This window comes from Micromonospora yangpuensis, assembly GCF_900091615.1.
In the GTDB taxonomy this organism is placed as follows: Bacteria; Actinomycetota; Actinomycetes; order Mycobacteriales; family Micromonosporaceae; genus Micromonospora; species Micromonospora yangpuensis.
This window is the reverse complement of sequence record NZ_FMIA01000002.1, coordinates 3,100,943-3,126,352: the sequence shown is the minus strand read 5'-3', so window position 1 is coordinate 3,126,352 and position 25,410 is coordinate 3,100,943. Positions and strand designations below refer to the sequence as shown.

General features: G+C 72.4%; 18 protein-coding genes. 4 read left to right on the top strand and 14 right to left on the bottom strand.

The features are described 5' to 3' along the window. The first annotated feature begins 15 nt into the window (after window positions 1-15). Window positions 16-978 carry a 1-phosphofructokinase family hexose kinase gene (locus GA0070617_RS14245; RefSeq protein WP_229688630.1) on the top strand — a complete coding sequence of 321 codons (963 nt, stop codon included), beginning with the start codon at window positions 16-18 and terminating at the stop codon, window positions 976-978. After that, on the top strand, window positions 975-1,844 hold the full coding sequence (surE, locus tag GA0070617_RS14240; protein ID WP_091437479.1) for a 5'/3'-nucleotidase SurE: 870 nt from the start codon (window positions 975-977) through the stop codon (window positions 1,842-1,844). Before GA0070617_RS14245 ends, surE begins: the two co-directional genes overlap by 4 nt. A gap of 104 nt (window positions 1,845-1,948) precedes the next feature. Here surE and GA0070617_RS14235 read toward each other — a convergent pair whose 3' ends face one another. The 7 genes from GA0070617_RS14235 to GA0070617_RS14205 all read right to left on the bottom strand — a co-directional run bounded on the left by GA0070617_RS14235 (window position 1,949) and on the right by GA0070617_RS14205 (window position 14,733). Further along, window positions 1,949-3,586 carry a cellulose binding domain-containing protein gene (locus GA0070617_RS14235; protein WP_091437474.1) on the bottom strand — a complete coding sequence of 546 codons (1,638 nt, stop codon included), beginning with the start codon at window positions 3,584-3,586 and terminating at the stop codon, window positions 1,949-1,951. Window positions 3,587-3,622: 36 nt separating this feature from the next. Further along, window positions 3,623-6,454 (bottom strand): glycosyl hydrolase family 95 catalytic domain-containing protein, encoded by a 2,832-nt coding sequence (locus tag GA0070617_RS14230; protein ID WP_091437471.1) that lies wholly within the window; start codon window positions 6,452-6,454, stop codon window positions 3,623-3,625. A gap of 22 nt (window positions 6,455-6,476) precedes the next feature. Beyond that, window positions 6,477-7,781, bottom strand: coding sequence for a CE1 family esterase (locus GA0070617_RS14225; RefSeq protein ID WP_091437467.1), 1,305 nt, complete (start codon window positions 7,779-7,781; stop codon window positions 6,477-6,479). Between the two features lie 121 nt (window positions 7,782-7,902). Continuing rightward, complete coding sequence (locus tag GA0070617_RS14220; RefSeq protein ID WP_091437464.1) at window positions 7,903-9,216, bottom strand: CE1 family esterase; 1,314 nt, start codon at window positions 9,214-9,216, stop codon at window positions 7,903-7,905. 10 nt (window positions 9,217-9,226) lie between these two features. Next, entirely contained in the window at window positions 9,227-10,921 is a 1,695-nt protein-coding gene (locus GA0070617_RS14215) for a family 43 glycosylhydrolase (protein ID WP_229688633.1), read from the bottom strand. A gap of 433 nt (window positions 10,922-11,354) precedes the next feature. Continuing rightward, window positions 11,355-12,608, bottom strand: a complete 1,254-nt coding sequence (locus tag GA0070617_RS14210; protein WP_217628810.1) for a lytic polysaccharide monooxygenase — start codon at window positions 12,606-12,608, stop codon at window positions 11,355-11,357. A gap of 130 nt (window positions 12,609-12,738) precedes the next feature. After that, window positions 12,739-14,733 (bottom strand): N-6 DNA methylase, encoded by a 1,995-nt coding sequence (locus GA0070617_RS14205; protein WP_175440530.1) that lies wholly within the window; start codon window positions 14,731-14,733, stop codon window positions 12,739-12,741. Window positions 14,734-14,910: 177 nt separating this feature from the next. Between GA0070617_RS14205 and GA0070617_RS14200 the strand changes: the two genes are divergently transcribed. Further along, window positions 14,911-15,123 (top strand): hypothetical protein, encoded by a 213-nt coding sequence (locus GA0070617_RS14200; RefSeq protein WP_091437461.1) that lies wholly within the window; start codon window positions 14,911-14,913, stop codon window positions 15,121-15,123. Then, on the top strand, window positions 15,120-15,833 hold the full coding sequence (locus GA0070617_RS14195) for a hypothetical protein (protein ID WP_091437458.1): 714 nt from the start codon (window positions 15,120-15,122) through the stop codon (window positions 15,831-15,833). Before GA0070617_RS14200 ends, GA0070617_RS14195 begins: the two co-directional genes overlap by 4 nt. An 83-nt stretch (window positions 15,834-15,916) precedes the next feature. Here the strand turns inward: GA0070617_RS14195 and GA0070617_RS14190 are convergent, their stop codons facing one another. The 7 genes from GA0070617_RS14190 to GA0070617_RS14160 form a co-directional block, all read right to left on the bottom strand. After that, complete coding sequence (locus GA0070617_RS14190) at window positions 15,917-19,144, bottom strand: FG-GAP-like repeat-containing protein (RefSeq protein ID WP_175440529.1); 3,228 nt, start codon at window positions 19,142-19,144, stop codon at window positions 15,917-15,919. Further along, complete coding sequence (locus GA0070617_RS14185) at window positions 19,141-19,662, bottom strand: hypothetical protein (protein ID WP_229688629.1); 522 nt, start codon at window positions 19,660-19,662, stop codon at window positions 19,141-19,143. Before GA0070617_RS14185 ends, GA0070617_RS14190 begins: the two co-directional genes overlap by 4 nt. A gap of 90 nt (window positions 19,663-19,752) precedes the next feature. Continuing rightward, a complete protein-coding gene (locus GA0070617_RS14180; protein WP_091437451.1) occupies window positions 19,753-20,604 on the bottom strand; it encodes a sugar phosphate isomerase/epimerase family protein in 852 nt (283 codons plus the stop codon). An 8-nt stretch (window positions 20,605-20,612) separates the two neighbouring features. Beyond that, entirely contained in the window at window positions 20,613-21,791 is a 1,179-nt protein-coding gene (locus tag GA0070617_RS14175; RefSeq protein ID WP_229688628.1) for a substrate-binding domain-containing protein, read from the bottom strand. 12 nt (window positions 21,792-21,803) lie between these two features. After that, window positions 21,804-22,790: an ABC transporter permease gene (locus tag GA0070617_RS14170; protein WP_229688627.1), complete on the bottom strand. Its 987-nt coding sequence runs from the start codon at window positions 22,788-22,790 to the stop codon at window positions 21,804-21,806. After that, the gene (locus GA0070617_RS14165; RefSeq protein WP_091437448.1) at window positions 22,778-23,758 is read right to left on the bottom strand and encodes an ABC transporter permease; all 981 of its coding nucleotides are present in this window, start codon (window positions 23,756-23,758) and stop codon (window positions 22,778-22,780) included. Before GA0070617_RS14165 ends, GA0070617_RS14170 begins: the two co-directional genes overlap by 13 nt. After that, entirely contained in the window at window positions 23,755-25,239 is a 1,485-nt protein-coding gene (locus GA0070617_RS14160; protein WP_091437445.1) for a sugar ABC transporter ATP-binding protein, read from the bottom strand. Before GA0070617_RS14160 ends, GA0070617_RS14165 begins: the two co-directional genes overlap by 4 nt. Between the last annotated feature and the right edge of the window lie 171 nt (window positions 25,240-25,410).

Below are 25,410 nucleotides of genomic sequence, written 5' to 3'. Positions count from 1 at the left end.
GGGCAATACGCGGTCATGGATGAGCGTGTGATGGTGTTCGCTCCGGCACCGCTGTTGACGGTGACCCTGGAGCAGCAGGCCGATGCCGTCGAGTTGCACCTGCACCCGGGGGGCCAGGGCGTCTGGCAGGCCCGCATGATCACCGCGTTGGGCACACCGGTGACGCTCTGCGTCGCGCTCGGCGGCGAGGTCGGCGGCACCCTGCGCAAGCTGCTCGCCGACGAGGACGTCACGGTCCGCGCCGTCGAGCGGCAGGCCGGCTCCGGCTGGTACGTCCACGACCGACGCGACGGCTCCCGGTCGGAGATCGCCGACGACCCGGGTACGCCGATGGTCCGCCACGAGATCGACGAGCTGTACACCGTCACGTTGACCGAGGGGCTGCGCGCCCCGGTCAGCATCCTCAGCGGACCCGCCGCCCCCGACGTGGTCGATCCGGACATCTACCGGCGGCTCGCCACCGACCTGAGCGCCAACGGCGGCACCGTGGTGGCCGACCTCTCCGGCGCCTACCTCAGCGCGGTCGTCGAGGGCGGGGTCGCGGTGCTCAAGGTCAGCCACGAGGAGCTGCTCGACGACGGTCTCGCCGAGGACGACAGCGTCGAGGCGCTGCTGGCCGCCGGCCGCCGCCTGCAACAGCAGGGTGCCGCGTCGGTGCTGATCAGTCGGGCCGGTGAGCCCGCCCTGGCGCTGCTGGACGGCGGCAAGGAGCTGCTGGTGCACGCCCCGCCGTTGGAGCTGGCCGAGCACCGGGGAGCCGGCGACTCGATGACCGCCGGGGTCGCCTCGGTGCTGGCCCGCGGTGGCGACCTCCAGGAGGCGGTACGCATCGGTGCCGCGGCCGGCGCGCTCAACGTGACCCGGCACGGGCTGGGCACCGGTCGGGCCGAGGCGGTCCGGGAGCTCGCCGAGCGGGTCCGGTTGACCCCGGTCGACGAGGACGAGAAGGACGACGAGGCCGAGGGGGAGAAGGAGTGACCGGTGACCGGCCGGCCCGGGTGGTGGTGACCAACGACGACGGTGTGCACGCCCCGGGTATCCGGTGGTTGGCCCGGGCCGCCCACGAGCAGGGCTTCGACGTGGTGGTCGCCGCCCCGCAGGCCGAGGCGAGCGGGATGAGCGCGGCCCTGTCGGCGGTCACCGACGACGGGCGGGTGGTGTTCACCAAGACGGAGCTGGCCGGGCTGCCCGACGTGCCGGCGTACGGGGTGGCCGCCTCCCCCGCCTACATCACCGTGTTGGCCGGGCTCGGGGTCTTCGGCCCGCCACCGGCGCTGGTGCTGTCCGGCATCAACCGGGGGGCGAACGCCGGGCACGCGGTCCTGCACTCGGGCACGGTCGGCGCGGCGTTGACCGCCGGCAACAACGGCACCCGGGCGCTGGCCGTCTCGTTGGACGTGCTCTCCCCGGCGGCGGCGAGCGCGGGCAGCGGCGGGGCGGCGTTCGCGGTGCTGGACGCCGTCGACGACGAACGCCGCCACTGGTCGACCGCCGCCGACCTGGCGGGACCGCTGCTGCCGTGGTTGCTGGACGCGGCGCCGGGGACGGTGCTCAACCTCAACGTGCCGGACCTGCCGGCCGCCGAGGTCCCCGGGTTGCGCCAGGCCAGCCTCGCCCCGTTCGGCCAGGTGCAGATGACGGTCGCCGAGAGCGGTCAGGGTTTCGTCCGGACCGCCGTGCAGGAGCAGGGTTCCCGGCACGTCCCCGGCACGGACCTGGCCTGGCTGGCGCAGGGCTACGCCACCGTCACCGCGCTGCGGGCCCTGGGTCACCTGCCCGACGTGGTGGTGCCGACCGGGCCCGGCCGCGACGACGAGGATCCCGTTCCGGCCGGATCGGCCTGAGAATCCCGGCTACTCCCGCACCGGGCCGTCGTGTTGGTCACCCCGCCGGGGCCTCGCCGTCCCCGGCGGGGTGACGCCTTGTCCGGCCTGATGGCCGATCGCGATCAGGCGACGCCGCACGCCTGACCGTTGAGGGTGAACGCGTTCGGTCGGGTGTTGCTGCCCGACCAGCTGGAGATGAAGCCGAAGGTCGCGGTACCGCCGGGGCTGATCGAGGCGTTGTAGGCGACGTTCGTGGCGGTGACCTGGGCGCCGCTCTGGGTGTAGGTGGCCCCCCATGCCTGGTTCACCTGCTGGCCGTTGGCGAAGGACCACCGCAGGCTCCACCCGTCGATGGGCGTGGTACCGGTGTTGCGGACCGTCACGTCGCCCTGGAACCCGGCCGGCCACTGGCCGGTGATCGCGTACGTCACCTGGCAGTTGCCGGCCGACGGTGGCGGCGTGACGGTGGTCGGCACCGCGGTCGGCGTACCGGTGGGGGTGCTGGTCGGGGTGCCGGGCCCACCGCTGACCCGGTAGACGACCGTGCCGTGGCCGGGCACGCTCGCCGAGATGGCGCCGGAGGTGGTGCTGGTCGCGTTGGTCCATGCCTCACGCAGCGTGAAGGAGCCACCGGAGAGTCCAATCGCCGACGCGGTCGTGCTGATCGTGGTCGTCGCCGTGCCCTGGTTGAACAGGGCCACCGCGACGTCCCCGTTCGACAGCCGCTTGGCCAGCACCCGCCGGGTGCCGTCGAAGGAGACCTGAGTGGCCTGCAGGCCCAGTGGATCCTGGCTGATGCCGATCAGATTGGTGTTCGTCAGGATCGTCCGGGTGGCCGCGTTCATGTTGCGCAGGTCGTTGCCGGCGATCAGCGGTGAGGCCAGGATCGACCAGAGCGCGAAGTGGCTGCGCATCTCGGTGTCGGACATTCCTCCGCGCCCGACCTCCATCATGTCCATGTCGTTGAACGCACCGGGTCGGGCCCGCGCGGCCAGTGGCACGGTGACGTCGACGATGTTCTGGATGCCCATCGGATAACCGTTGGTCTGGCCGGTGTTCCAGGCGTTGGTGATGTCCTCGGTGGTGCGCCACATGTTGGACACGTCACCCCAGTCACGTTGCGGCCCGGTCTTGGTGTGGATGCTGTTCGAGTTGATGCTCAGCACGATGGGCCGACCGGTCGCGGCCAGCGCGTCGCGCATCCTGGCGAAGGTGCGGACCTGGTCGTCGATCGTCCCGCTGGGCGAACACCAGTCGTACTTGAGGTAGTCGACACCCCAGGCCGCGAACTGGCGGGCGTCCTGGGCCTCACGCCCCTGGGAGCCGGTGGCCCCGGGGTACGACCCGAAGAACTGCGCGCAGGTCCGGTCAAGTGGTGCCTGGTAGATGCCGAACTTGAGCCCCCGGGCGTGGATGTAGTCGCCCAGCGCCTTCATCCCCGAGGGGAAACGACTCGGATCGCCCTGCAGGTTCCCGGCCGAGTCGCGGTTCGGGTTCATCCAGCAGTCGTCGACGACGACGTACTGGTAACCGGCGTCACGTAGGCCGGAGCTGACCATGGCGTCGGTCATCTGTCGGATGAGGGTCTCGTTGATGTTGCAGCCGAAGGTGTTCCAGCTGTTCCAGCCCATCGGTGGAGTACGGGCGACGCCGTTGTTCAGGGCCAGCGCCTGCGACGTACGGAGCACCGTCGTGGCTCCCACCACGACCAGCAGTCCGACCGTCAACGCGGTCACCATCCGGCGAGCACGGTGTCTCATGATCTTGCCTCCTCGAGCCGGGGCACGCCCCGCCGGTCAGGTAGTCGTACAGGTCAGGTTGGTCGGCGGGTTGTTGGTGCTGCCGTTGACCGTGGCGATGAACCCGAAGGTGGTGGCACCACCGGCGGGCAGCGCCCCGTTGTAGTCGGCGTTGCGCACCGTCACGTTCGCCCCGCTCTGGCTGTGCACCCCGCTCCAGACCTGGTTGACGACCTGCCCGTTGGCGAAGGTCCAGGTGACCGTCCAACCCCGGATCGCCGTCGTACCGGCGGTGACCGTGACCTCACCCTGGAAGCCACCGGACCACGAGTTCGTCACCCGGTACGTGGCCCGGGCACCCGACGGCGCGGGTGGGCTGGTGGTCGGCGGCGTGGTGGGCGGCGTCGTCGGGGGTGTCGTCGGCGGCGCGGGAGTGGTGGGGGTGACCGTCGGGGTGGGCGTCACCCCGGGCCGGGCCGCCCGGTAGGTGCGGCCGGACCGGACGGTGAGCTGCACGACGTCGGTCTCCGGACGGGTGGTGGCCGGCGTGCTGCCGTCGCTGACGTCGGTGACGGTGAAGGCGCCGGTGAACAGCCGGGCCCGCAGCCGCAGGGTGCCGTCCCGGTCGGCCCGGACCACGATCTCGTCGGCCTGGCCGCTGCTCCAGGCCACCCCGACGGTGTACCCGCCCCGCCCGCGCAGCCCGCTCACCTGCCCGGTGGGCCACGCGGTCGGCAGCGCCGGCAACAGGTGCAGCTCACCGTTGTGGCTCTGCAGCAGCATCTCGGCGATGCCCGAGGTGGCCCCGAAGTTGCCGTCGATCTGGAACGGCGGGTGCAGGTCGAACATGTTCGGTGCCAACCGGTCGGTGCGCACCAGGTCACGAACGAGCTTGTGGGCGCGGGCGGCGTCCTCCAACCGGGCCCAGAAGTTGATTTTCCAGGCCAGCGACCAGCCGGTGCCGTCGTCACCGCGCAACTCCAGCGTCCGGCGCGCGGCCTCGTACAACTGCGGGGTGCCGCGCCGGGTGATCTGGTTGCTGGGGTGCAGGCCGTACAGGTGGGAGACGTGCCGGTGGGTCCGCTCCGGCTCGATCCAGTCGGCCAGCCACTCCTGGATGTTTCCCCGGGAGCCGACCCGCATCGGGGGCAGCCGGTCCCGGGTGGCACGGGCCTGGGCGCGGAAGGTGGCGTCGACACCGACTACCTCGCTGGCGCGGGCCGCCGCGTCGAGCAGGTCCCGCAGGATCTGGTTGTCCATGGTGGGCCCGGCACAGACGCTGACGTCGGTGTGGTGGGCCAGCTCCGGCGAGTTCGACGGGTTGGTGACCAGGTAGCCGAGGGTCGGATGGGTGACCAGGGTGTCCAGGAAGAACTGGGCGGCCCCCTTGAGGGCCGGGTAGTTGGTACGCAGGAACTCCACGTCGCCGGTGAACAGGTAGTGCTCCCAGATCAGGCTGGCCAGCCAGGCCCCGCCGGTCTGCCACATGCCCCACAGCGGCCCGTCGACCACCGACGCGCCCCGCCAACCGTCGGTGTTGTGGTGGGTGACCCAACCGCCGGCGCCGTACTGCGCCTGGGCTACCCGGGCACCGGTCACCGACAGGTCCCGGACCATGTCGAAGACCGGCCGGAAGCACTCCGACAGGTTCGTCGTGTCGGCCGGCCAGTAGTTCATCGGCAGGTTGGCGTTGATCGTGTACTTCGAGTCCCAGGGCGGGGTCATCGAGTCGTTCCAGATGCCCTGCAGGTTCGCCGGCTGGGTGCCCGGCCGGGACGAGGAGATCAGCAGGTACCGCCCGTACTGGAACAGCAGGGCGGAGAACTGCGGGTCGTTGGCGGACGCGTGTTGGGCGATCCGTACGTCGGTGGGTTGGTCGGCTGCGGCGGTGCGCCCCAGGTTGATGCGTACCCGGTCGAACAGCGCCTGGTAGTCGGCCAGGTGCCGGCTGCGCAGCTGGTCGATGCCGACGGTCCGGGCGGCGTTGAGCCGGGTACGGGCGGCACCCTGGTAGTCGCCGTTGACCGTGCGGTAGTTGACGTAGCTGGAGCCGATCGAGACCAGAACGGTCACGCTGGTGGCCCCGGAGACCCGCAGGGTGCCGCCGGAGCTGCTGACCGTGCCACCGGTGGTCACCGCGTGGGCCAGGGCCAGGAAGCGTACCGAGCCGGTGACGCCCTCCATGTTGCCGGAGATGCCGTCGAGGGCGATGGTGGCGGCGTCCGGGCTCGACCCGGTGGTGCGCTGCGGGCTGTCGAAGGTGGCGTTGAAGGTGATCGAATTGGCCCGGTCGGCGGTCAACCGCAGCACGATCACCTGGTCGGGCGCGCTGGCGAAGACCTCCCGGGTGTACCGGACGCCGTTCTGCAGGTAGGTCGTGGTGACAGTGGCGGTGGTCAGGTCGAGGGTCCGGGTGTACTGCGACACGCCACTGGCCGCGCCGAGGGCGAGCCTCAGGTTGCCCACCGGCTGGTAGGCCAGCTGACCGCCCGGGGTGCCCATCATGGTCTGGTTGATCAGGTCCTGCGCCTGGCTCCACTGGTCGGCGAAGACCCGCCGCCGGATCTCGGCCAGGTTGGCCGCCCCCCGGCTGTTGGCCGAGTCGTACGGGCCGCCGGCCCAGATGGTGTCCTCGTTGAGCTGCAGCCGTTCGGTGTCGACGTTGCCGAACACCATCGCACCGAGGCGGCCGTTGCCGATCGGCAGCGCCCGCAGCCAGTCGGTGCCGGCCGCCTCGTCGTACCACAGGGCCAGGTCACCGGCGGCCAGCGCCTGCGGCGGTGCCTGGGAGCCGGCGCGGGCGACGGCGGTCCAGGCGGTCGGCACCAGCGCGGCCCCGGCGCCTGCCGCGGAGGCCTTGAGCACGTTCCTGCGGGTCATGTCCGTCATCGGTTTCTCCCAGCCGCTCCGGTCAGGCGCGGACGCAGGTGAGCGACGGTGTCGTGGCCGGGCCGCCGCCGACGAAGCCGAAGGTGGTGGACGCGCCAGCGGCCAGGTTGCCGTTCCAGGTCTCGTTGGAGACGTGCTGGGTGCTGCCGCTGGGGGCGTTACGGCCACCCCAGATCTGGGTGATGCTCTGCCCGCTGGCCAGTGTCCAGCTGACCCGCCATCCGGTCAGGGCGGTGCTGCCGGCGGTCACCGTGACCTCGGCCTGGAAGCCGCCCTGCCACTGCCCGACGGTCGCGTAGGTGGCGGTGCAGCCACCGGCCGGCGGATTGGTCGGCGGCGTGGTGGGCGGCGTGGTCGGCGGCGTGGTGGGTGGGTTCGTCGGGGTGGTGCCGGCGAACTGGGTGAAGAAGCGCCACACCTCGCCGGGGACCCAGGTCCGCGAGCCGCTGTCGCCACCGGCGCCGTCCTGCGGCGCGGCGATGTGCCCACCGTCGAACGCCGCCCAGACCACCGGGTAACCGGCCCGGCAGCCCGAGTAGCTGTAGACGGTGTGGGTCAGGCTGCCCGCCCGGGGCTCCGGCGGGTTCGCGGCCGTGCAGCCGTTGTTGCGGACGAAGCGGTCCCGCAGCGACCGTCCGCTGGCGATGTTGTCGCCGATACCGTGCACCCCGAGGTACGCCACCGGCTGGGTACCGCCGCTGCATCCGCTGAGGGTGCCGGGCGAGGACTGCACCGCGACCGCGCGGAAGACGTTCGGCCGGGCACAGGCCAGCGCGTAGCTCATCCCGCCGCCGTAGCTGAACCCGACGGAGAACCGTTGGGTGGTGTCCACGCAGAGGTCGCCCTCGATCCGGCGGAGCATGTCGTCGACGAAGGTGACGTCCTCGCCGCCGGCGTTGGCCCAGCCGTTGCTGATGCCCTGCGGGGCCACGAAGATCGTGCTGTCGCCGGACAACCGCAGCAGCCCGTAGTACGCCCAGACGTCGCGCTGCACGGTCTGGCCGGTGGCCACGTCGACGGCGGTGCCGCCCCACCAGTGGAAGCCGAAGACCAACCGGTACGGGCGGTTGCGGTCGTAACCGTCGGGCAGCCGCAGGATGAAACTGCGGTTCTTGCCCCCGCTCTGGATGGTGTAGGTGCCGTTGGCCAAAGTGGGGGCCCGGCCGCAGCCTGCGGTCGCCGCCTGGGCGCCGACGTCGGCGGGGGCGGCCAGGGCGCCGGCGGCGGACACCGGACCGGGGGTGCCGGTGAACACGATGCCGGCCAGGGCCACGACGAGCGCCACGGCGACCGCCAGGGCTCCGGTGCTGGTACTACGCCTTGTCATCAGACGTCACTCCTGTCGACGGGTGCACCGGGCGGGGGTGTCCCGGTGGACGGCGGTGCCGGTGGTGCCGGTGGTGGTCGCGGGCGGACCGGCTCGGGTCCGCCCGCGACGGGCCGGCGGATCAGCCGGTGGTGCAGGTGGCGCCGTTGAGGGTGAACGAGGTCGGTCTGGCGGTGTTGCCGGTGTGGGTCGCCTGGAAGCCGATGCCGACCGAGGCTCCCGGCGCGATGCTGGCGTTGTACGCGACGTTGCGGGCGGTGACCTGCCCGCTGGCCGGGGCGAAGGTGGCGTTCCAGCCGGAGGTGATGCTCTGTCCGCCGGGCAGGTTGAACACCAGCGACCACCCGTTGACCGCGGTGCTGCCGGTGTTGGTGATGGTCAGGTCCTCGGTCAGGCCGTTGTTCCAGGCGTTGACGGTCGCGGTGACCCGGCAGGCGCCGGTGCCCGGCGGCGGCGTGGTCGGGGGCGTGGTCGGCGGCGTGGTCGGCGGCGTCGTCGGGCTGGTGCCCTCGAACTGGGTGAAGAACCGCCAGGTCTCGGCCGGCAGCCAGGTCCGGGAGCCGCTGTCACCGGTCGCGCCGTCCTGGGGGGCGGCGATGTGTCCCTCGTCGAACGCCGCCCACACCACCGGGTACCCGGCCCGGCAGCCCGAGTAGGTGGTGCTGCGGTGGGTCAGGCTGCCCTGACTCGGCTCGGGCGGGTTCTGCGCGGCACAGCCGTTGTTGCGGACGAACCGGTCCCGCAGCGTACGGCCACCGGAGATGTTCAGCACGCCGTCGCGGATGCCGTGCGCGCCGAAGTACGCGATCGGCTGCGTACCGCCGCTGCACCCGCTGAGCTGGCCACCGGCGTAGACCGCGACCGCCCGGAAGACGGTGGCCCGGGCGCAGGCGACCGCGTAGCTCATCGCCCCGCCGTAGCTGAACCCGAGGGCGAAACGCTGGGTGGTGTCGACGCAGAGGCCCGCGTCGATCCGGCGGATCATGTCGTCGACGAAGGTGATGTCCTCTCCCCCGGCGTTGCCCCAGCCGTTGTTGAGGCCCTGCGGGGCCACGAAGATGGTGCTGTTGTTCGCCAGCCGCTGCAGCCCGTAGTACGACCAGACGTCGCGCTGCACGGTCTGCCCGGTGGCGACGTCGGTGGCGGTCCCGCCACGCCAGTGGAACCCGAAGACCAGCCGGTACTGCCGGTTGACGTCGTAGCCGTCGGGGACCCGCAGGATGAACGTACGGTTCTTACCGTTGCTCTGGATGGTGTGCGTTCCGCTGGCCAGCGTCGGTGCCTTTCCGCAGCCGGCCGTCGCCGCCATCGGCGTGACGTCCGCGGCGCGGGCGGTCCCGCCGAAGCTTGCGGGGAGCGTCACGGCCCCCACGCCGAGCACCATCAGGATGGCCAACGCCACGGCGGCCAGGTGGGATCTGTGCGGTGTTGTCATCACGGTGTCCTCAGTTCGCGGTGCAGGTGACGGTCGGGGTGGACGGCGTGCCGCCGCCGATGAAGCCGAACGTGGTGGAACCGGCGGCGGCGAGGGCGCCGTTGTGGCTGGCGTTGGCGACCGAGACGGTCGAGCCGCTGGTGCTCAGCGTGCCGTTCCAGACCTGGCTGATGCTCTGGCCGTTGGCCAGACTCCAGCGCGTCTGCCAGCCGGTGATCGCCGCGGTACCGGCGGTGACGGTGACCTCACCCTGGAACCCGCCGCCCCAACTGTTGACGGTGCGGTAGGTGGCGGTGCAGCCGCTGCCGCCCGGCGGCGGGGTGGTCGGGGGTGCGGTGGTGGGCGGTGCGGTGGTGGGCGGCGGGGTGGTCGGTGGGGTGGTCGGCGGCGGGCCCGACCCCTGGTTGAACTGCCACCAGTTGACGTTGAACAGGTTGCCGCTGCCGCCGGCGAAGCGCAGGAAGACGTCCTGGGTGCCGGTGGCGCCGCTGACCGGGCAGGTGATGGTGGTCCAGGTCTGCCAGCCGCCGGTACCGCCGACGGTGCAGGTGCCCACGGTGGTGCCGTTGACGCTGCCCAGGCGCACCTCTATCCGGCCGCCACTGCCTGCCGAGGCCACCCGGGCGGTGAACGAGGTGGCGCCGGCACCGAAGGCGACCCCCTTGACCTTGACGTAGTCGCCGTTCTCGATCCAACCGACGTTCATCCCGCCCTCGCTGGCCGGCTCGGTCTCCACCCCGGACGCCCAGGCGATCGTCTCGGCCTCCTGGCGCACGTACGGGTTGAGGGTGCCGACCTGGGGTGCGCCGGTGGTGGTCATGTTGATCGTCGGGATGGTGCCGTCGGCCCGGTAGCTGAACTTCTCCACCGCCACCGATCGGGTGAAGCCGCCGCCGCCGGGCAGCGCCCCGTTGTGGTAGAAGAAGTACGAGCCGCCGTTGAAGTCGATGACGGCGGCGTGGTTGGTGAACGAGCCACCCTGCCGGGGCATGATCGTGCCGCGGTAGGTCCACGGGCCGGTCGGGCCGGGGGCGGTGGAGTAGGCGATGAACTCCGAGCAGCACTCGGCGGCGAAGACGTTGTAGTAGGTGCCGTTGCGCTTGTAGACCCAGGGCCCCTCCTCGTACAGGGTGGGCCGGCTGGGGTTGCCGCTGCGGGCGCCGAAGCCGGCCGCGGTCAGCGGGATCTGCGTCGGGCTGCCGGAGAACGAGATCATGTCGGCGTTCAGCCGCACGTACCACAGGTTCGGGTTGCCCCAGTACAGATAGGCCTGTCCGGTGTCGTCGATGAACGCGTGCGGGTCGATCTCCCCGTTCTCCACCAGGGGCCGGCCGATGGCGTCGCGGAACGGGCCGGTGGGGCTGTCGGACACCCCGACGCCGATGGCCATCCGCCCGGTCGCCCGGTTCTTGACCGGCACGTACCAGTAGAAGCGCCCGTTGCGGTAGATGGTCTGGCCGGCCCACGCGTCGGCGCTGGCCCAGCTGAAGGTGGCCAGGTTCATCGGTACGCCGTGGTCGGTCCAGTTCACCATGTCCGCCGACGAGTAGACCCGCCACTCCTTCATGGTGAAGTACGTGGAGCCGTCCTCGTCGTGTCCGGTGTAGAGGTACACCCGGCCGTCGTGCACCAGCGCCGCCGGATCGGCGGTGTAGATGGTCTGGACGATGGGGTTGTCCGCCCGTACCGCCGCCGGACCGAGCATGACCACGCAGAGCACGCTCGCGAGCAGGGCGACGGCACGTCGCGGGAAGGTTCGGGTCACGATGCTCTCCTTGCGCAGGACGTGATGCGGGAAGGCGGCGCGTCCGGCAGGGGTCGGCCGGCCCACGTGGGGGTCGGCGACCAGCCGTCCGTGTTAGCGTTAACAAGCGCTGCCCTGGCGCCCTGACACCGATGTGTGCGTGGGAGAACCCGACGCACCCGGCCCCCGGCGGCCAGCCATCGCGTCTACATGGACTCTCGTCGATGGCGCTGCGGACGTCAAGATGTGTCCGCCATGTTTCGCGAAAGTTTGGCACCGCCGGTCGCACCCCCGGCGGCGGAAACGGCACGGACTCGGCACCGCGCTCACCGTCGGGGCAGCACCGCACCGCCCCGGTCCCGACAGACGGGGCGGGGCGGGGCGGTGCCGGCGGTCACCCCATCGGCTCCCACAGCGCCGGCGTCCGGGTCGGCTCCCAACCGGGCAGTGCGATGTGGCCCTGGCGACACATGTAGACCACTCCCTCGAACGTCACGTGCGAGCCGGTCTCGTAGGGCGTCTGCGGTTGCCAGGCCGCGACCCCGCCGGCGGCCTCGGTCGGCGCGACCGCGTGCCAGAGGGCCGGCACCAGCGGCGGGTCCCAGCCGGGCTGTGCCGTGTGCGCCTGCACCGCCACGTAGGTCCGCTCCTGGTACGTCACCTGTGCTCCGGCGGGATAGGCGGTGCCGGCCGCCCACCCGGCGACCTCGCCCGACGGAGGAGTTTCCGGGGTGTGCGGCGCCCGTTCCGGCTCGCCCCCGCCGGGCTGTCCGGGTCGCTCGTCGTGCTCGTCGTGCTCGTCGTGCTGCTCGGGGGCGTGCTCGTGCTCGGTGTGCGCGGGCTGCTCCGGGGCGGGCGACTCACGCTCGAGGAAGACACCGCCGGGCGGCTGGACCTCCGGCTGCTGCGGCGGGGCCGGTGCGTCACCGCCGCCGAACGTCACGTCGGAGCAGGCGTAGAACGCCTCCGGGCTGTCCGTGCGCTGGTAGATCGTGTAGATCAGGTGCCGGCCCCGCTTGGCCGGCAGCTTCCCGTCGATCCGGAACACCCCGTCGCGCAACTGCGGACGGTCGGCCCGCAGGAACGGCTCGGACTCCAGGTCGGCCCAGGTCAACGGCTTGTCGGGCTGGTAGCCGTCCCGGGTGACGTAGAACTCGAAGGTGCCCACGTGGGGCGCGGTGCCGTGCCAGAGGAACCGGTGGTCACCGCCGGAGGGCAGGCTGGTCGCCGGCCAGTCCGCCCGGGGCAGGTCCAGGCCCCGGAACGCCTCGTTGCCCGCGCTGCACAGCTTGCCGTCCGGAATGACCTGCCGGTGCCGCCCGGCCACGTCGGACACCAGGACACCGTTCCAGTCGTAGACGGGCTGACTGCCGCCGGCCTCGCGCAGGGCCTGACAGGCCGGCGAGCGCGGCGTCTCCGGCCCCTCCTGGTAACAGAGGTAGATCCGGCTCGCCGGGGACTGCATCGAGCCGTGCGCCGCCGCCGGCTCGTCACCCATGGCGACCACCCCGGCGAGGACGGAGCCACCGGCCAACAGCACCGCGGTGGCGACCGCGACACCCCGGCGGACCAGCGGTCGGGCCGATGCTTCCGACGCGTTGCCGGTCGGGCCGGGCCCCGTCACGCGCCCACCGAGTCTCAGTCTCATCTCACACTCCTCGTTCCGCTCGGGCGGCCGCCGCCGCCACCCGCATGACGGGCCGAAGAGTGGTCCGGTTCACCCGACCGGGTCAGAACTTTGAGCAAAGACTCAGGTCACCGCCCCGACGACCAGGGCTTCAGTCGGGCTGCCCCTCGGGCAGCAGGGCGCCGTCGGCGAGACCGTCGCCGGTGAGGCGGGCCAACTCGGCACCGAGCACGCCGACTTCCGCCAAGGTCGCCTCCCAGGCCACCAACCGCTGGTACGCCTGCCCGTGCCCGCGCTGCTCGTCGAGGGAGAGCCGGCGGATCTGCGCCCGCCGCACGTCGATCCGGGTACCGGAGAGGCTCGCGCTCTGCCGGTCGTTGCCGGAGCTGCGCAGCTGTCCGGCCAGGAACCACGGGTCCAGCGCGCCCGGGTGGGGGCGCAGCAGGTAGAGCTGCCCGCCCAGCAGGGCCCCCGGCGTGCTGACCACCCGGGGGACGATCTGCGGGGCCGCCACCGGCACCACGACGTCCCCGACCAGCAGCTCGACCCGTTCGGACAGGGTGCCGTCGTCGTACCCGGAGGGATCCGTGCCGGCCACGACGTCCCGCCCGGTGAGCACCCGGGCCGGCGTCACGTCACCGTCGCCCGGGCCCGCGCCCCCCGGGCCACCGGGCGCCGCGCCCGGTGCGGCGCGGACCGGGCCGATCAGGTGCAGGGCGCCGGTGCGGACCAGCTCGGCCACCGACAGGGTCTCCGGTGCCGGCGCACCCGACGCGGCGGCTGTTACCTGCGGCATCAGCGCCGAGAGCCGGGCGACGGCGTCGGTCAGTCGCGCCCTGGTGCGGACCAGGTGCTCCGCGGTGGCACCGCGCCCGATGGTGGGCTGTCGGCGCGCGGGGGTCAGATCGACATCCTCGTCGAGCAGCTCGATGACCGGAACGGCGCGGGCGAAGCCGTCCCGGTCGACCTCGGCGTCCCCGGCGGCGAAGGCCCGCCAGACGGCCCGCACCCGTGCGGCGGTCCCGGCCAGGCCGCCACCGGCGGCGGTCCCGACCGAGCCACCGGCGGCGGCGGTCCCGACCGAGCCACCGGCGGCGGCGTCGACCAGGAGCACCCGGGGCGGCGGCGGCGCGTCGGGCGCGGCCCGTCGCAACACCCACAGGTGCAGGGGTACGGCGTGCGGCGCGGCCGCCCCGGCCGGGAGGGCGACGACGGCCCGCAGGTGGCCACGACGCAGCAGCTCACCCCGGATCCGTTTGCCGGCTCGTCGGCTGGCCACCGTGGGCGGCATCAACAGCACGGCGTGTCCGCCGACCCGCAGATGGGCCAGGGTGTGCTGGACCCAGGCCAACTCCGGCTCGGTCCGGGGGGTGGTGCCGACGATCCAGCGTGGATCGTGGCCCAACTCGTCGTCACCCCAGTTGGTGGCCCCGAATGGCGGATGGCAGACGACGGCGTCGACGGCCCGGCCGGCGAAGGCGTCGGCGCGCAGCGAATCCCCGGCGACCACCTCCCCCGGCACGTCCCGCAGGGCCAACCACAGCCCGGCGACCGCGGCCAGGTCCGGATCCAGCTCCTGCCCGTAGGCGTGGGTGCAGCCGGCGCGCACGGCGGCCCGCAGGAGGGCACCGGAGCCGGCGGTCGGGTCGAGCACGACGCCACCCGCCACGTCGGCCAGCCCGACCATCAGGTCCGCCAGGTCGTCCGGGGTGGCGAGGGACCGCCCCGGCCCCGGTGCGCCGAACCGGTGCCAGAGCTGGTCGAAGGCGCCCTGCGGACCCCACTCGTCGGCGAGGGCGTCGAGGTCGGGCAGCAGCGGGGCCAGTTGCGCGTCGACCGGGCCGGTCGGCACACCACGGTGCCGGTCGAGCAGCCGCGCGCCCACGGCGGCGAGGCCGGCCGTCGGGGAGCCGCTGACGGCGGCGAGGTGCCGCCAGAGCCGGTCGGCGGTGGCCAGTTCGGGAAGCTTGCCCTGCACCCGCAACCACTGCTCGACCTCGACCAGGTCGAACTCGGGGCTGGCCACGGTGCCGCCCACCGGAGCGGGGAAATCGGGGTGCCGTTTGCGCCAGTTGCTGACCGCGGCCCGACCGACCCCGGCGAGCCGGGCGATCTCCGCCGCCGTGATGGTCGGGTTCTCCTGCACGCGGCCAGTTTCGCACGCCCGTCAAGGACGGAACGTCTGTTGACGCCGCCCCTGAATAGGTGATCTCACCGTCGATCCGACCCCGGCACCGCAGCAGTCGGATCAACGACGCTGCCCGCACCTGCTCCCCCGACCACGCGGAAGGCTAGGGTCTACCGTGGACGCGAGAGGACGACCATGACAGCCAGCCCACCCGAGCGGGGTGAGATCCGGGTACAGAACGGCGTGGTGCAGACCTACGACGGCCAGCGCTGGGTGCCCTACCGCCGGTTGGTCGAGGCCGACCCCGGCCCGTTGGTGCGCGCCGAGCCCGACGACGGGGCGACACCGGGCCAGGCCGACCCGGACGACGGGGCGGCACCGGACCAACCCGACGACAGCCCGTCGTGAGCGCCGCGACCGGCGACGGCGAGCCCCCGGACGTACCGTCGGGGCCGTCGCCGTTGGACGCGGTGCCGGACATGCGGGCGACCGCGAAGTGGCTGGTCGCCGCCGCGGCCGCGGTCGGCTCGCTCCTGCTCGGCGTCGGGCCGCTGACGGCGGTCGGCCGGGTCGGCACCGCCGGTGACGCCCTGTGGGCCTTCGTCGGGCTGGTCGTCGCGCTGGCCGGGGTCGGCGTCGGCATCTGGTTCGCCGCCGAGGCGCTGACCCCGCCGGTCACCACGCTGGCCACCCTGGACACCCCGGCCCTGGCCGGGCTGCGGGCCCGGATCGGCACCGATCCCGGTGCCTTCTATGGACCATTCGGCGACAGCGTGACCGACCTGCGGGCCGGCGTCACCACCCACGCCGCCGCGGCGGCTCAGCTCGCCATCCTGCTCAGCCAGGAGCGGGATCCGACGACCCGGACGGTGCTCGACCAGGCCCTGCGGGACGCCCAGGCCAACGAACGCCTCGCCCGGCAGTTGCAGCGACGGCTGCTGGAGTTCGTGCACGTCTGGCAGGTCCGGCAGGCGCTGCGGCGGTCCCGGATCGCCACGCTCGCGGCGATGGCCGTGGTCGCCCTGGGCGCGGTGCTCTTCCTGCTCGCCACCGCCGACCGGCCGGTCGCCACCCCGGCGCCGACGCCGAGCCCGTCAAACTCCGCACCGCCGCGCTAGCGCCCCCGCCGCCGGTCGCTCGGGTCGCCGAACGGCCGCGGGCGCCACCGGGGAGAAGGTGACGCCCGCGCTGGTTGCCCGGCTCAGCAGGGCAACCGGTTCGCCACCACCAGTGCGCAGGGATCCAGGTCGACATCGACGTCCGGGGTCGTCGGCGCCTCGGGCATCGGCGCGTCCTGGGCGACCACGTACCCGTGGAAGGTCCAGGCCCTGATCTGGCCGTTCGGGCTTTCCACCAGGTAGTCGGCCCGACGGTCACCGTTGAGGTCGGCGAACCGGACCTGCGAGCCGCTCGCGCCGACCCCGGAGGCGACCAGACCGTCGAACCACCACCCGAAACGGCCGTCCCGGTAGTGGTTGAGCCAGGCCCAGACCCGGCCGGCGGAGTCCACCAGCAGATAGTCGGCGCGGAAGTCACCGTTGAGGTCGGCGAGGTGGATCTCGTCGCGCGCGGTGTGCAGGCCGGGTCCGATCCGCCCGGCGTAGTCCCAGCCGTACCCGGTCGTCCGCCGGTTCAGCCACACCTTGAGCGCACCGTCGCCGTCGAGCACCACGTAGTCGTCCTTGCGGTCGCCGTCGAGATCGGCGAACCGCACCTGTTCCTTCGGTGCTCCGGCCCCCGGGGCGATCACCCCCGCGTAGTCCCAGCCGAAGCCGCTGGACGGGGCGTACTTGTTGATCCAGGCCCTGGTCGCGCCGTTGTCGTCGAGCACGAGGTAGTCGTCCTTGCCGTCGCCGTCGACATCGGCGAAGCGGACCCGCTCCCGGCCCGGAGTCACGCCGGTGGTGATCCGTCCGGCGTAGTCCCAGCCGTAGCCGCCGCCCTGGCTCTGCCGGTTGATCCACGCCGCGACGGTCCCGTCCGACCGGACCGCGATCCAGTCCGCCCTGCCGTCACCGGTCAGGTCGACCATGCCGTTGCTGGTGGAGGTGTCCGGGTTCTGGCCGACGACGCCCTGCCAGTCCCACGCCTGCGGGCGGCCGTACTGGTCGTTGAGCGCGGCGGCGGCCCGACCGGCGGAGTCGACCAGCAGGTAGTCCTCCTTGCCGTCACCGTTGACGTCCGCGAACCGGACCTGGTCCCGGTTCGCCCCCCTCGCCGTCAGGGTACGGCCGTGGTTCTGCCACTCGATCGTCGGTGGCCTGCCGCCGGGCGCCTGCACGACGACCCGGGGAACCGTGTTCAGCCAGACGTTCACGTGCGCCTCGTCGTGCACCACGAGATAGTCGTCGCGGGCGTCGCCGTTGACATCGGCGAACCGGACCCGGTCCCGGGTCGCCCCGACCCCGCTGGCCACCTGACCCATCCACGACCATCCGTACGTGCCGCCACCGTGGTACTCGTTGGCGTAGGCGGTGACCCGGCCCTGGTCGTCGACGACCAGGTAGTCGTCCTTGCCGTCACCGCTCAGGTCCGCGAAGCGGACCTGCTCCCGGGTCGCCCCGACACCGGTGGCGATCACCCCGGCGTACGACCAGCCGAAGTTGCCGGCCGGGGTGTACTCGTTGATCCAGGCCGACACCCGGCCCGTGCCGTCCAGCACGAGGTAGTCGTCCAGGGTGTCACCGTCGACGTCGGCGAACCGCACGTTCTCCGGGACGGCCCCCACGCCGGTCGCGACGACGCCGCGGTAGCGCCAGCCGTACCCGTCACCGAGCGTGTGCGCGTTGGTCCACGCCTTGACCTTTGCCTGGTCGTCGAGGACCAGGTAGTCGTCGAGTCCGTCACCGTCGACGTCGGCGAAGTGGACGCGGTCGCGGGTCGCGCCGACCCCCGGGGCGACGAGTCCCTGCCAGCGCCAGCCCGTACCGGAGGCGGTGCTGTCGTCCGAGAGGGAGTCGGGCGCCTTGCCGGTGGTCGGCGTGCACGCCCCGGCGTCACCGGCGACCGGGTCGACGATGATGCCCTCGGTACGGGCCGCCTTGACGGCACCGAGGAACGCGTCGGCCATCTTGCGGTACCCCTCGGCGTTGGGGTGGACCGAGTCGGTCAGGTCGGCCCTGGTCACCGCGCTCATGTCGACGACCCGGACGCGCTCGCCCGCCGCCCGGTGCCGGGCGACGATGCCGGGAATCGCGGCGTTGTACGCCTGCACCTGGTTGTTGGTGCCCTGGTTGTACGCCGGGACCAGCTGCGCCACCAGGACCGTGGTCTCCGGCGCCAACCTGACGATCTTGGAGATCAACGCGTCCAGGCGCGCCGGAGCACCCGCCACGTCGACGTTGTACGACATGTCGTTGGTGCCGATGTGCAGCAGCACCACGTTGGGCCGGTGTCTCGGAATCGCACACTCGACAAGCTGGCCGATCTGATCGATCCGCCAGTACGGGTGGCCCTCGTGGTTCTTGTCCGGCAGCGTTCCGCTGCTCTGCGAGCCGACGAAGTCCAGCACCGCCTCGTCCGCCAGGCCGTTCCAGAGCCGGGCACGGTATCCCGTGCCCTCCGGGTCCTGCACGCCGACGCCGTAGGTGATCGAGTCACCGAGAGGCATCACGCGCAACGCCGACAGGCCACGGGGGGTGGGGGTCGGCGAACCGGTCGGCGAACCGGTCAGCGGAAGCTGCTGGAAGATCGCGTCGTAGAAGACGTGGTACACGGAGCCGAAGTACTTCTTGCAGCCTGGACAGGCGCGGCCGACGCCCTGGGCCATCTGCTGGATGGGGGCCGCGATGACCGCCTGGAAGAACGCCCTGCCGTCGTTCTGGACCACGCCGACGAGTTTGTACTCCCACAGCCAGGCGAGTCCGCCGGCGACGACCGCGGCCAGCAGATCAGCGCCCCAGGCGTGCGGATCCCTGAACTCGCCGTCCCGCAGGTTCTCCGCGCCGCGGGAGACGAAGTTGGCCACCAGCTCGGAGACCCCCGCGCAGCCCGCGACCTGCGGCGGGTCGGCCACGTTGGCACCGCGTTGGGCACGCCAGGCCATGCAGAGCCCCTGCACGATCGGTTTGCCGACACTGCCCATGGTCGAGATCACGAACGCCGTCCATTCCTTCTCGTTCTCCTCCGACGCCGGGCCCGGCACCTCGAAGACGACATCGTCCGCGGCCGGATCGACCCGGATGAGGACCGCCCCCGGCAGGGCGTCGCCCGAGGGCACGTCGTACTTCTTCCGTACCGCGCAGCGGGCCAACTGCTCCGCGGACATGTCGCGGATGTCGCCCACACACACCTCGTCCCGTTTCCGCAGTTCACCCGGGTCGAGCGGCATATCGTCGTCGCGGTCGTAGTAGCGGGCCGGATAGGTCTGGTTGAGGGCGGTCTCGATGTACGACTCCTGCCAGGCCGAGTACCCGACCCCGAAGGTCACACGGGAGTCGTCGGCGGCACGGGCCGCAACGGCCGTGGCGGACAGGGCCAGCACCACGGCGAGAAACGCACTGAGCGCACCACGGACGGGTAAGCGGGGGAACATGGCGCGGATGCTATGGCGCTGCGCGCTGCACCGTCCATTGTGTTCTGAGTCACCGGCACCTGCGTCGCCCGCGCGCCGCTGAGCACCGGACGGGCCGACGCGGCGGCCTGCCACACCACCCGGTACCCGTTGGTCCCGGAGTCGGCGGCGGTCATCCGCAGCGGGGAGGTGAGCCGGTACACCCCGTCGGCGAGCTCGACGACGATGTCACCGGACATCGCGCCGGTGCGGGCGCGGACCGCGGTCTGCGCGCCGGTCAGCGAGCACGGCGCGGCGGCGGTGCAGTCGGTACCGCTGCCCGACGGCGCGGCGTAGAGGGTGGTGGTGGCGGCGAGGGCGGGTGCGGTCGAGGCGGCGACGACGGTCACGGTGGCCACGGCGGTGACCACGACGGTCGCGGCCGCGGCCAGCACCCGCCTGCGGGTGGCCCCGGGGACGGTACGGACACGGCGGGATCTCCTTACTCGGATGGCGGTGCCGGTGGTGGTGGTGCCGATCGGGTGTCAGCGGAGCAGCTGGCGCAGGTAGGTCAGGCTGTCCGTGGCGAGCTGGTCCTGGCTGGCGGCCAGCGGTCGCCAGATCGACGCGGCGGTGGCGATGGTGTCGTTGTCGGCGGTGAACGACTCGACGCAGACCGCGCCCCGGTAGCCGGTGGTGGCCAGGGTGGCGAAGAACCGGGGCCAGTCCAGGTGGTCGGCGCCGACCGCGCCCCGGTCGGTGCCGCTGACCTGGACGTGGGTGAGGTACGGCCCGGCGGCGGCGAGCGCCGCGTACGGGTCGGCCTCCTCGATGTTCAGGTGGTACGTGTCGATCATGATGCCAACGTTCGATGGCAGCCCGTCGATCAGCTCGACGGTCTGCGCGACGGTGTTGACCACGCTTGTCTCGTACCGGTTGAGCGCCTCCACGCCCAGGCCCACGCCCCGCTCGCCGGCGTACTCGGCGACCGGGGCGAGCGCCCGACGGAAGTCGGCGTAGCAGGCCGCGCGCTCGGCCGCCGACATCCGCCAGGTCCGGCCCACCGAGGCGTACACCGGTCCGCCGACACACGGCGCGCCGAGCGCCGCCGCGCTGTCCACGCAACCCCGCAGGTACGCCGCGCTGGCCTCGACCACCGCCGGGGCGGCGGCCACCAGGTCCCGCCCCGGCGGGGTGACCGCGCAGACCCCGGCCGCGACCAGCCCGTGCGCGTCCAGCAGATCCCGGGTACGCCCCGGATCCCAGTCGCCGGGTTGCTCGATCGGCAGCTCGACGGCGTCGAAGCCCATCCCGGCGATGCGGGGCACCAACTCGGCCAGGGCCGCGTCGTCGACCGGTGAGGCCCACACCCAGGGGTTGACGCCGATGGCGTACACCGGCTGCCCTACTTCCAGCGCTGTGGGTAGCCGGGCAGGTCGGTGCAGCCGCACATCGCGTAGTGCAGCGGCGGCATGTCCGCGTCGAGGTAGCTGTCCAGGTTGTCCTGGGTGATCGTCGGCTGGGGCAGCTTCCACGGGCTGGCGACCTGCTGGCCGTCGAGGATCCGCAGCGCGGCGATGATCGGCGTACGCCACTGGTAGGTGGGGTAGGTCGGGGCGATGGCGGTGAGCCCGGCGTCCTTCCAGACCTTGAGGAAGTCGAGCTGGTCCTCGCCGTTGATCGGCGGGACGGGTTTGCCGGCGTCCTGGAAGGCCTCGACGGCGGCGACCGCGACCGCGCCGGCGTCCATCCAGACGCCGTCGATGGTGCCGTGGCGCTGGAGGTAGTCGTCGACGATCTTCTTGGTCTTGGCCGGGTCGCCGTCGGTGAACTCGACCCCGACCACGTCGACCTTGGCCTTGTCGAAGGCCACCTTCGCCGCCGACCAGCGGGTCTCCAGCACGTCGACGCCGGGCAGGATACGCAGGGCGAGCACCTTGCCGCCGGGCTTCATCCGCTGGCTGACGAACTGGGCGCCGACGTGGCCGAAGCCGTAGCCGCCGATCGGGTTGATGAACGTCACCGGGCAGGTGGTGTCCACGCCGCGGTCGAAGACGACGACCGGCAGACCCGCCCGGCAGGCCGCCTCGACGGCCGGGGTCAGCGTGGCGGTGGTGTTCGGCGAGACGATGAGCGCGTCGCAGTCCCTGCCGAGCAGGTCGTTGATGTCGGCGATCTGCTTCTGGTCCTTGCCCTCGGCGTCGACGTGCACGAACTCGCTGATCCGGCTGCCCTGCGCCGCGACCTCGGCCTGCATGGTCTTGAAGCCGACCTGTCGCCACGGGTTGTTCAGCGCGGCGTTGGAGAAGCACAGCTTGTGCGGGCCGGCCTTCTTGAACGTGGCCGTGTCCTTCATCGTCGGGTTGAGCGCCTGCTCCCACGGCTTGTCCGCCGGCCCGGTCGGGGCGGCGTCGAGCAGCGCCAACTCGGCGTCGTAGTCGGCGCGGACGAAGAACTTCGACTGTTCCCCGGTGCCCGGGCCGGCGGCGGCGCTGCCGGACGGGCCGGTCGTCGGCTCGTCGGTGGCGCAGCCGGTCAGGGCCAGCAGGGTGACGGCGGTCAACGCCGCCAGGCCACGTCGCACTATGGTTTCCCCTTATCTCGGAACGGATCGCGTTGCCGAGACCGCCACGGCGAGCAGGATGATCGCGCCCTGGACGGTCGACCTGAGGGCGCCGGGGACGCCGTAGAAGTTCATCAGGGCGAAGAGCAGCTCCAGGGTCAGCGCCCCGAGCATCGCGCCGAGCACCGCGCCGCGACCGCCGCCCAGGGCGACGCCACCGAGCACGACCGCGGTGATCGCGCCGAACTCCAGGCCGGCGCCGGCCTGGAACGACACGCCGCTGTAGCCGCCGAGCAGGATCGCCGCCACGGTCGCCGCGAGGCCGCTGAGCACGAAGGCGATCGTCCGGGTACGCCAGACGCGCACCCCGCTCAGCTCGGCGGTGCGCGGGTTGTCGCCCACGGCGACCAGGGTCCGGCCGAAGTCCGAGCGCATCAGCAGCATCGCCACCGCCGCCACGACCAGCAACACGATCAGGGCGTACGGCACCCGACCGAGCACCGGTACGTCCTCGAACCCGCGCCGGCCGAACTGCCGGAACGGCTCGGACAGCCCGCCCCGGGGCGCGCCGTTTGACCACAGGTACACCGCGCCGACGAGGATCAGGTACATGCCGAGGGTGGTGACGAACGACGGCACCCGCAGGCGGGTGGTGATCAGGCCGTTGACCAGGCCGACCAGCGCGCCCCCGACGAGCAGCACCGCCACCACCGGCCAGGTCCTACCCGGATCGCTGTCGATCAGCCGGGCGGCGACGACCACCTGGGCGGTGACCAGGGAACCCACCGAGAGGTCGAACTCCCCGGAGACGATCACGAAGTACTGGCCGGCGGCGAGCAGGATGATCGGCGCCGACCGGCCGAGGAACGACATCAGCGACGGCGGGGCGAGGAAGTCGGGCTGCCGGACGGCGACCAGGAGCAGCAGCACCGCGAGCATGGCCAGGATGGGCAGCAGGCCACCGGGCCGGACCCGCAACGGCAGGGGACGGGAGCGCAGGGTCGACATCACGGTCGCCACGCCGCCTTTCGCAGGTTCCGGCGGGCGTAGACGGCGACCGCGGCGATGATGACGACGCCCCGGACCACCTGCTTGAAGAAGGCGTCCACCTCCAGCTGGTTGAAGGTGGCGTCGATGCTGGCCAGCAGCAGCACCCCGGCGACGGTGCCGAGGACACCGCCGCGCCCGCCGGCCAGGGCGGTCCCGCCGATCACCACCGCGGCGATCGACTCCAGGTCGTAGAGGCCCTCGGTGCCCACCCGGGGCGCGCCGGAGCCGAGCCGGCTGGCCAGGTAGATCCCGGCGAGCCCGGCGCAGAGCGAGCAGAGCACGTGGGCGGTGAGCAGGACCCGGGTGGTGCGTACCCCGGAGAGTCGGGCGACCTCGGGGTCCCCGCCGACGGCGACCAGGTGGTGGCCGAAGCGGGTGCGCGCGAGCGCGAACCAGGCCACGCCGGCCACCGCGACCAGCAGCAGGAAGGACAGTGGCACCGGCCCGATCCGCTGATAGCCCAGCGTCTGCACGAGCGCGGGGGCGGTGCTGCCGGCCGGACCGTCGTAGCCGCTGTCGAGGTAGCCCTTGAGCAGCAGCCCGACGCCGAGGGTGGCGATGAAGGCGTTCACCCGCAGCCGGGTGACGAGCACCCCGTTGAGCAGCCCCACGCCGGCGCAGACGGCCAGGGTCAGACCGACCGCCGGCAGCACCGCGCCGTCGCTGCCGTTCATCGTCTCGGCCGCGACGAGGGTGCTCAGGCTGATCACGTACGCCACCGACAGGTCGAGCGACCCGCCGAGGACGACCAGGGTCTGGCCGACGGCGACCAGGCCCAGCCCGGCGGCGACGTGCAGCAGGCTCACCGTGGTCGCCTGGTTGAACAGCTGACCACCGTTGACCGCGACGACCAGCCAGCCGACGGCGAGGGTGAGGGCCAGGGCCAGGAACACCCCCGGTACCCGCCGGGGCACGGCAGCCAGCGACAGCGCACTCATCGGGCGGTGCCGACGGCCAGGGCGACGACCTCCTCCTCGGTCGCACCGGCGGGCAGCTCACCGGCGACCGCGCCGTCGCGCATGACCACGATCCGGTCACTCATGCCCAGCAGCTCCGGCAGGTCCGAGGAGATCATCAGGACCGCCGCGCCGTCGCGGGCGAGGCGACGGACCAGGTCGTGGATTGTCGACTTGGCGCCCACGTCGATGCCCCGGGTGGGTTCGTCGAAGAGCAGGATCCGTGGGTCGAGGGCGAGCCACCGGGCCAGCACCACCTTCTGCTGGTTGCCGCCGGAGAGGAATCGGATCTCCTGGTCGACACCGGCCGCCCTGACCTGGACGGCGGTGAGCAGCTCCCGCACCCGTACGCCCCGGCGGGCGCGCCCGGTGCCGACCGCCCGGCTGGCCAGCAGGGCGTTGTCCAGTACCGACTGCCGGGCGACGATGCCCTCGCCCTTGCGGTCCTCGGTGACGTAGGCGATGCCGGCGCGCATCGCGGCGCGTGGTGAACGCAGCCGGACCGGGGTGTCGTCCAGGGTCAGCTCGCCGGCGGTGAACGGCTCGACACCGAAGATCGCCCGGGCCACCGCCGAGCGGCCGGAACCCTGCAGGCCGCCGAGGCCGAGCACCTCCCCGGCGCGCAGCTCCAGGTCGACGCCGCGCAGCCGCCGGTTGGTCCCGTGGCGCACGGTGAGCCGGACCGGGCCACGGTCGTCGGGGCGGGCCCGGTCCGGGTAGTAGTGGGACAGCTCCCGGCCGACCATGTGACGGACCAACTCGTCGGCGGTGGTGTCGGCGGTGCGCACGGTGGTCACCCGGCGACCGTCCTTGAGCACCGTGATCCGGTCGGCCAGGTCGAAGACCTCGGCGAGCCGGTGGGAGACGTAGAGCAGGCCGATGCCGCGCTCCTGCAGCCGTCGTACCAGCGCGTAGAGCAGCTCGACCTCGTGGTCGGCAAGCGCCGCGGTCGGCTCGTCCATGATGAGCAGCCGGGCGTCCAGGGCGAGTGCCTTGGCGATCTCGACGACCTGCTGCCGGGCGACGCCGAGCCGGCGCACCGGGACGTCCGCCGGCACCGCCTGCTGCCCGATCGAGTCGAGCAGCTCGCGGGTACGGGTGAGCATCGCCCGCCGGTCGACCAGACCCCGGCGGACCGGCTCGTGTCCCAGGTGGACGTTCTCCGCGACGGTGCGCTCGGGCAGCAGGTTGAACTCCTGGTGGATGATGCCGATGCCGGCGTGCTGCGCATCGCGCGGGCCACGGAAGGAACGTGGCCGGCCGGCGAACTCGACGGTGCCGCCGTCCGGCGCGTGCCCGCCCGAGACGATCTTCATCAGGGTGGACTTGCCGGCACCGTTCTCGCCGACGACGGCGTGCACCTCACCGGGGGTGACGTCGAGGTCGACCGCGTCGAGTACGCGTACCCCGAGGAAGGACTTGCCGACCCCGCGCAGGGCGAGCAACGGCTGCGCATCCGACATCCAGATCCCTTACGTTCAGTAATCATTGACGGGGCTCAACATTTGGGCGCCATGCCCTGCGGACAGCCGCGATGCCCTCGTGCGCAACTTCTTCTTGACATGACCGAAACGTCACACGTATGAAGATAGATGTTCGGGTATGAGTTCGCAATCCTCGGCGGGCCAAGACTT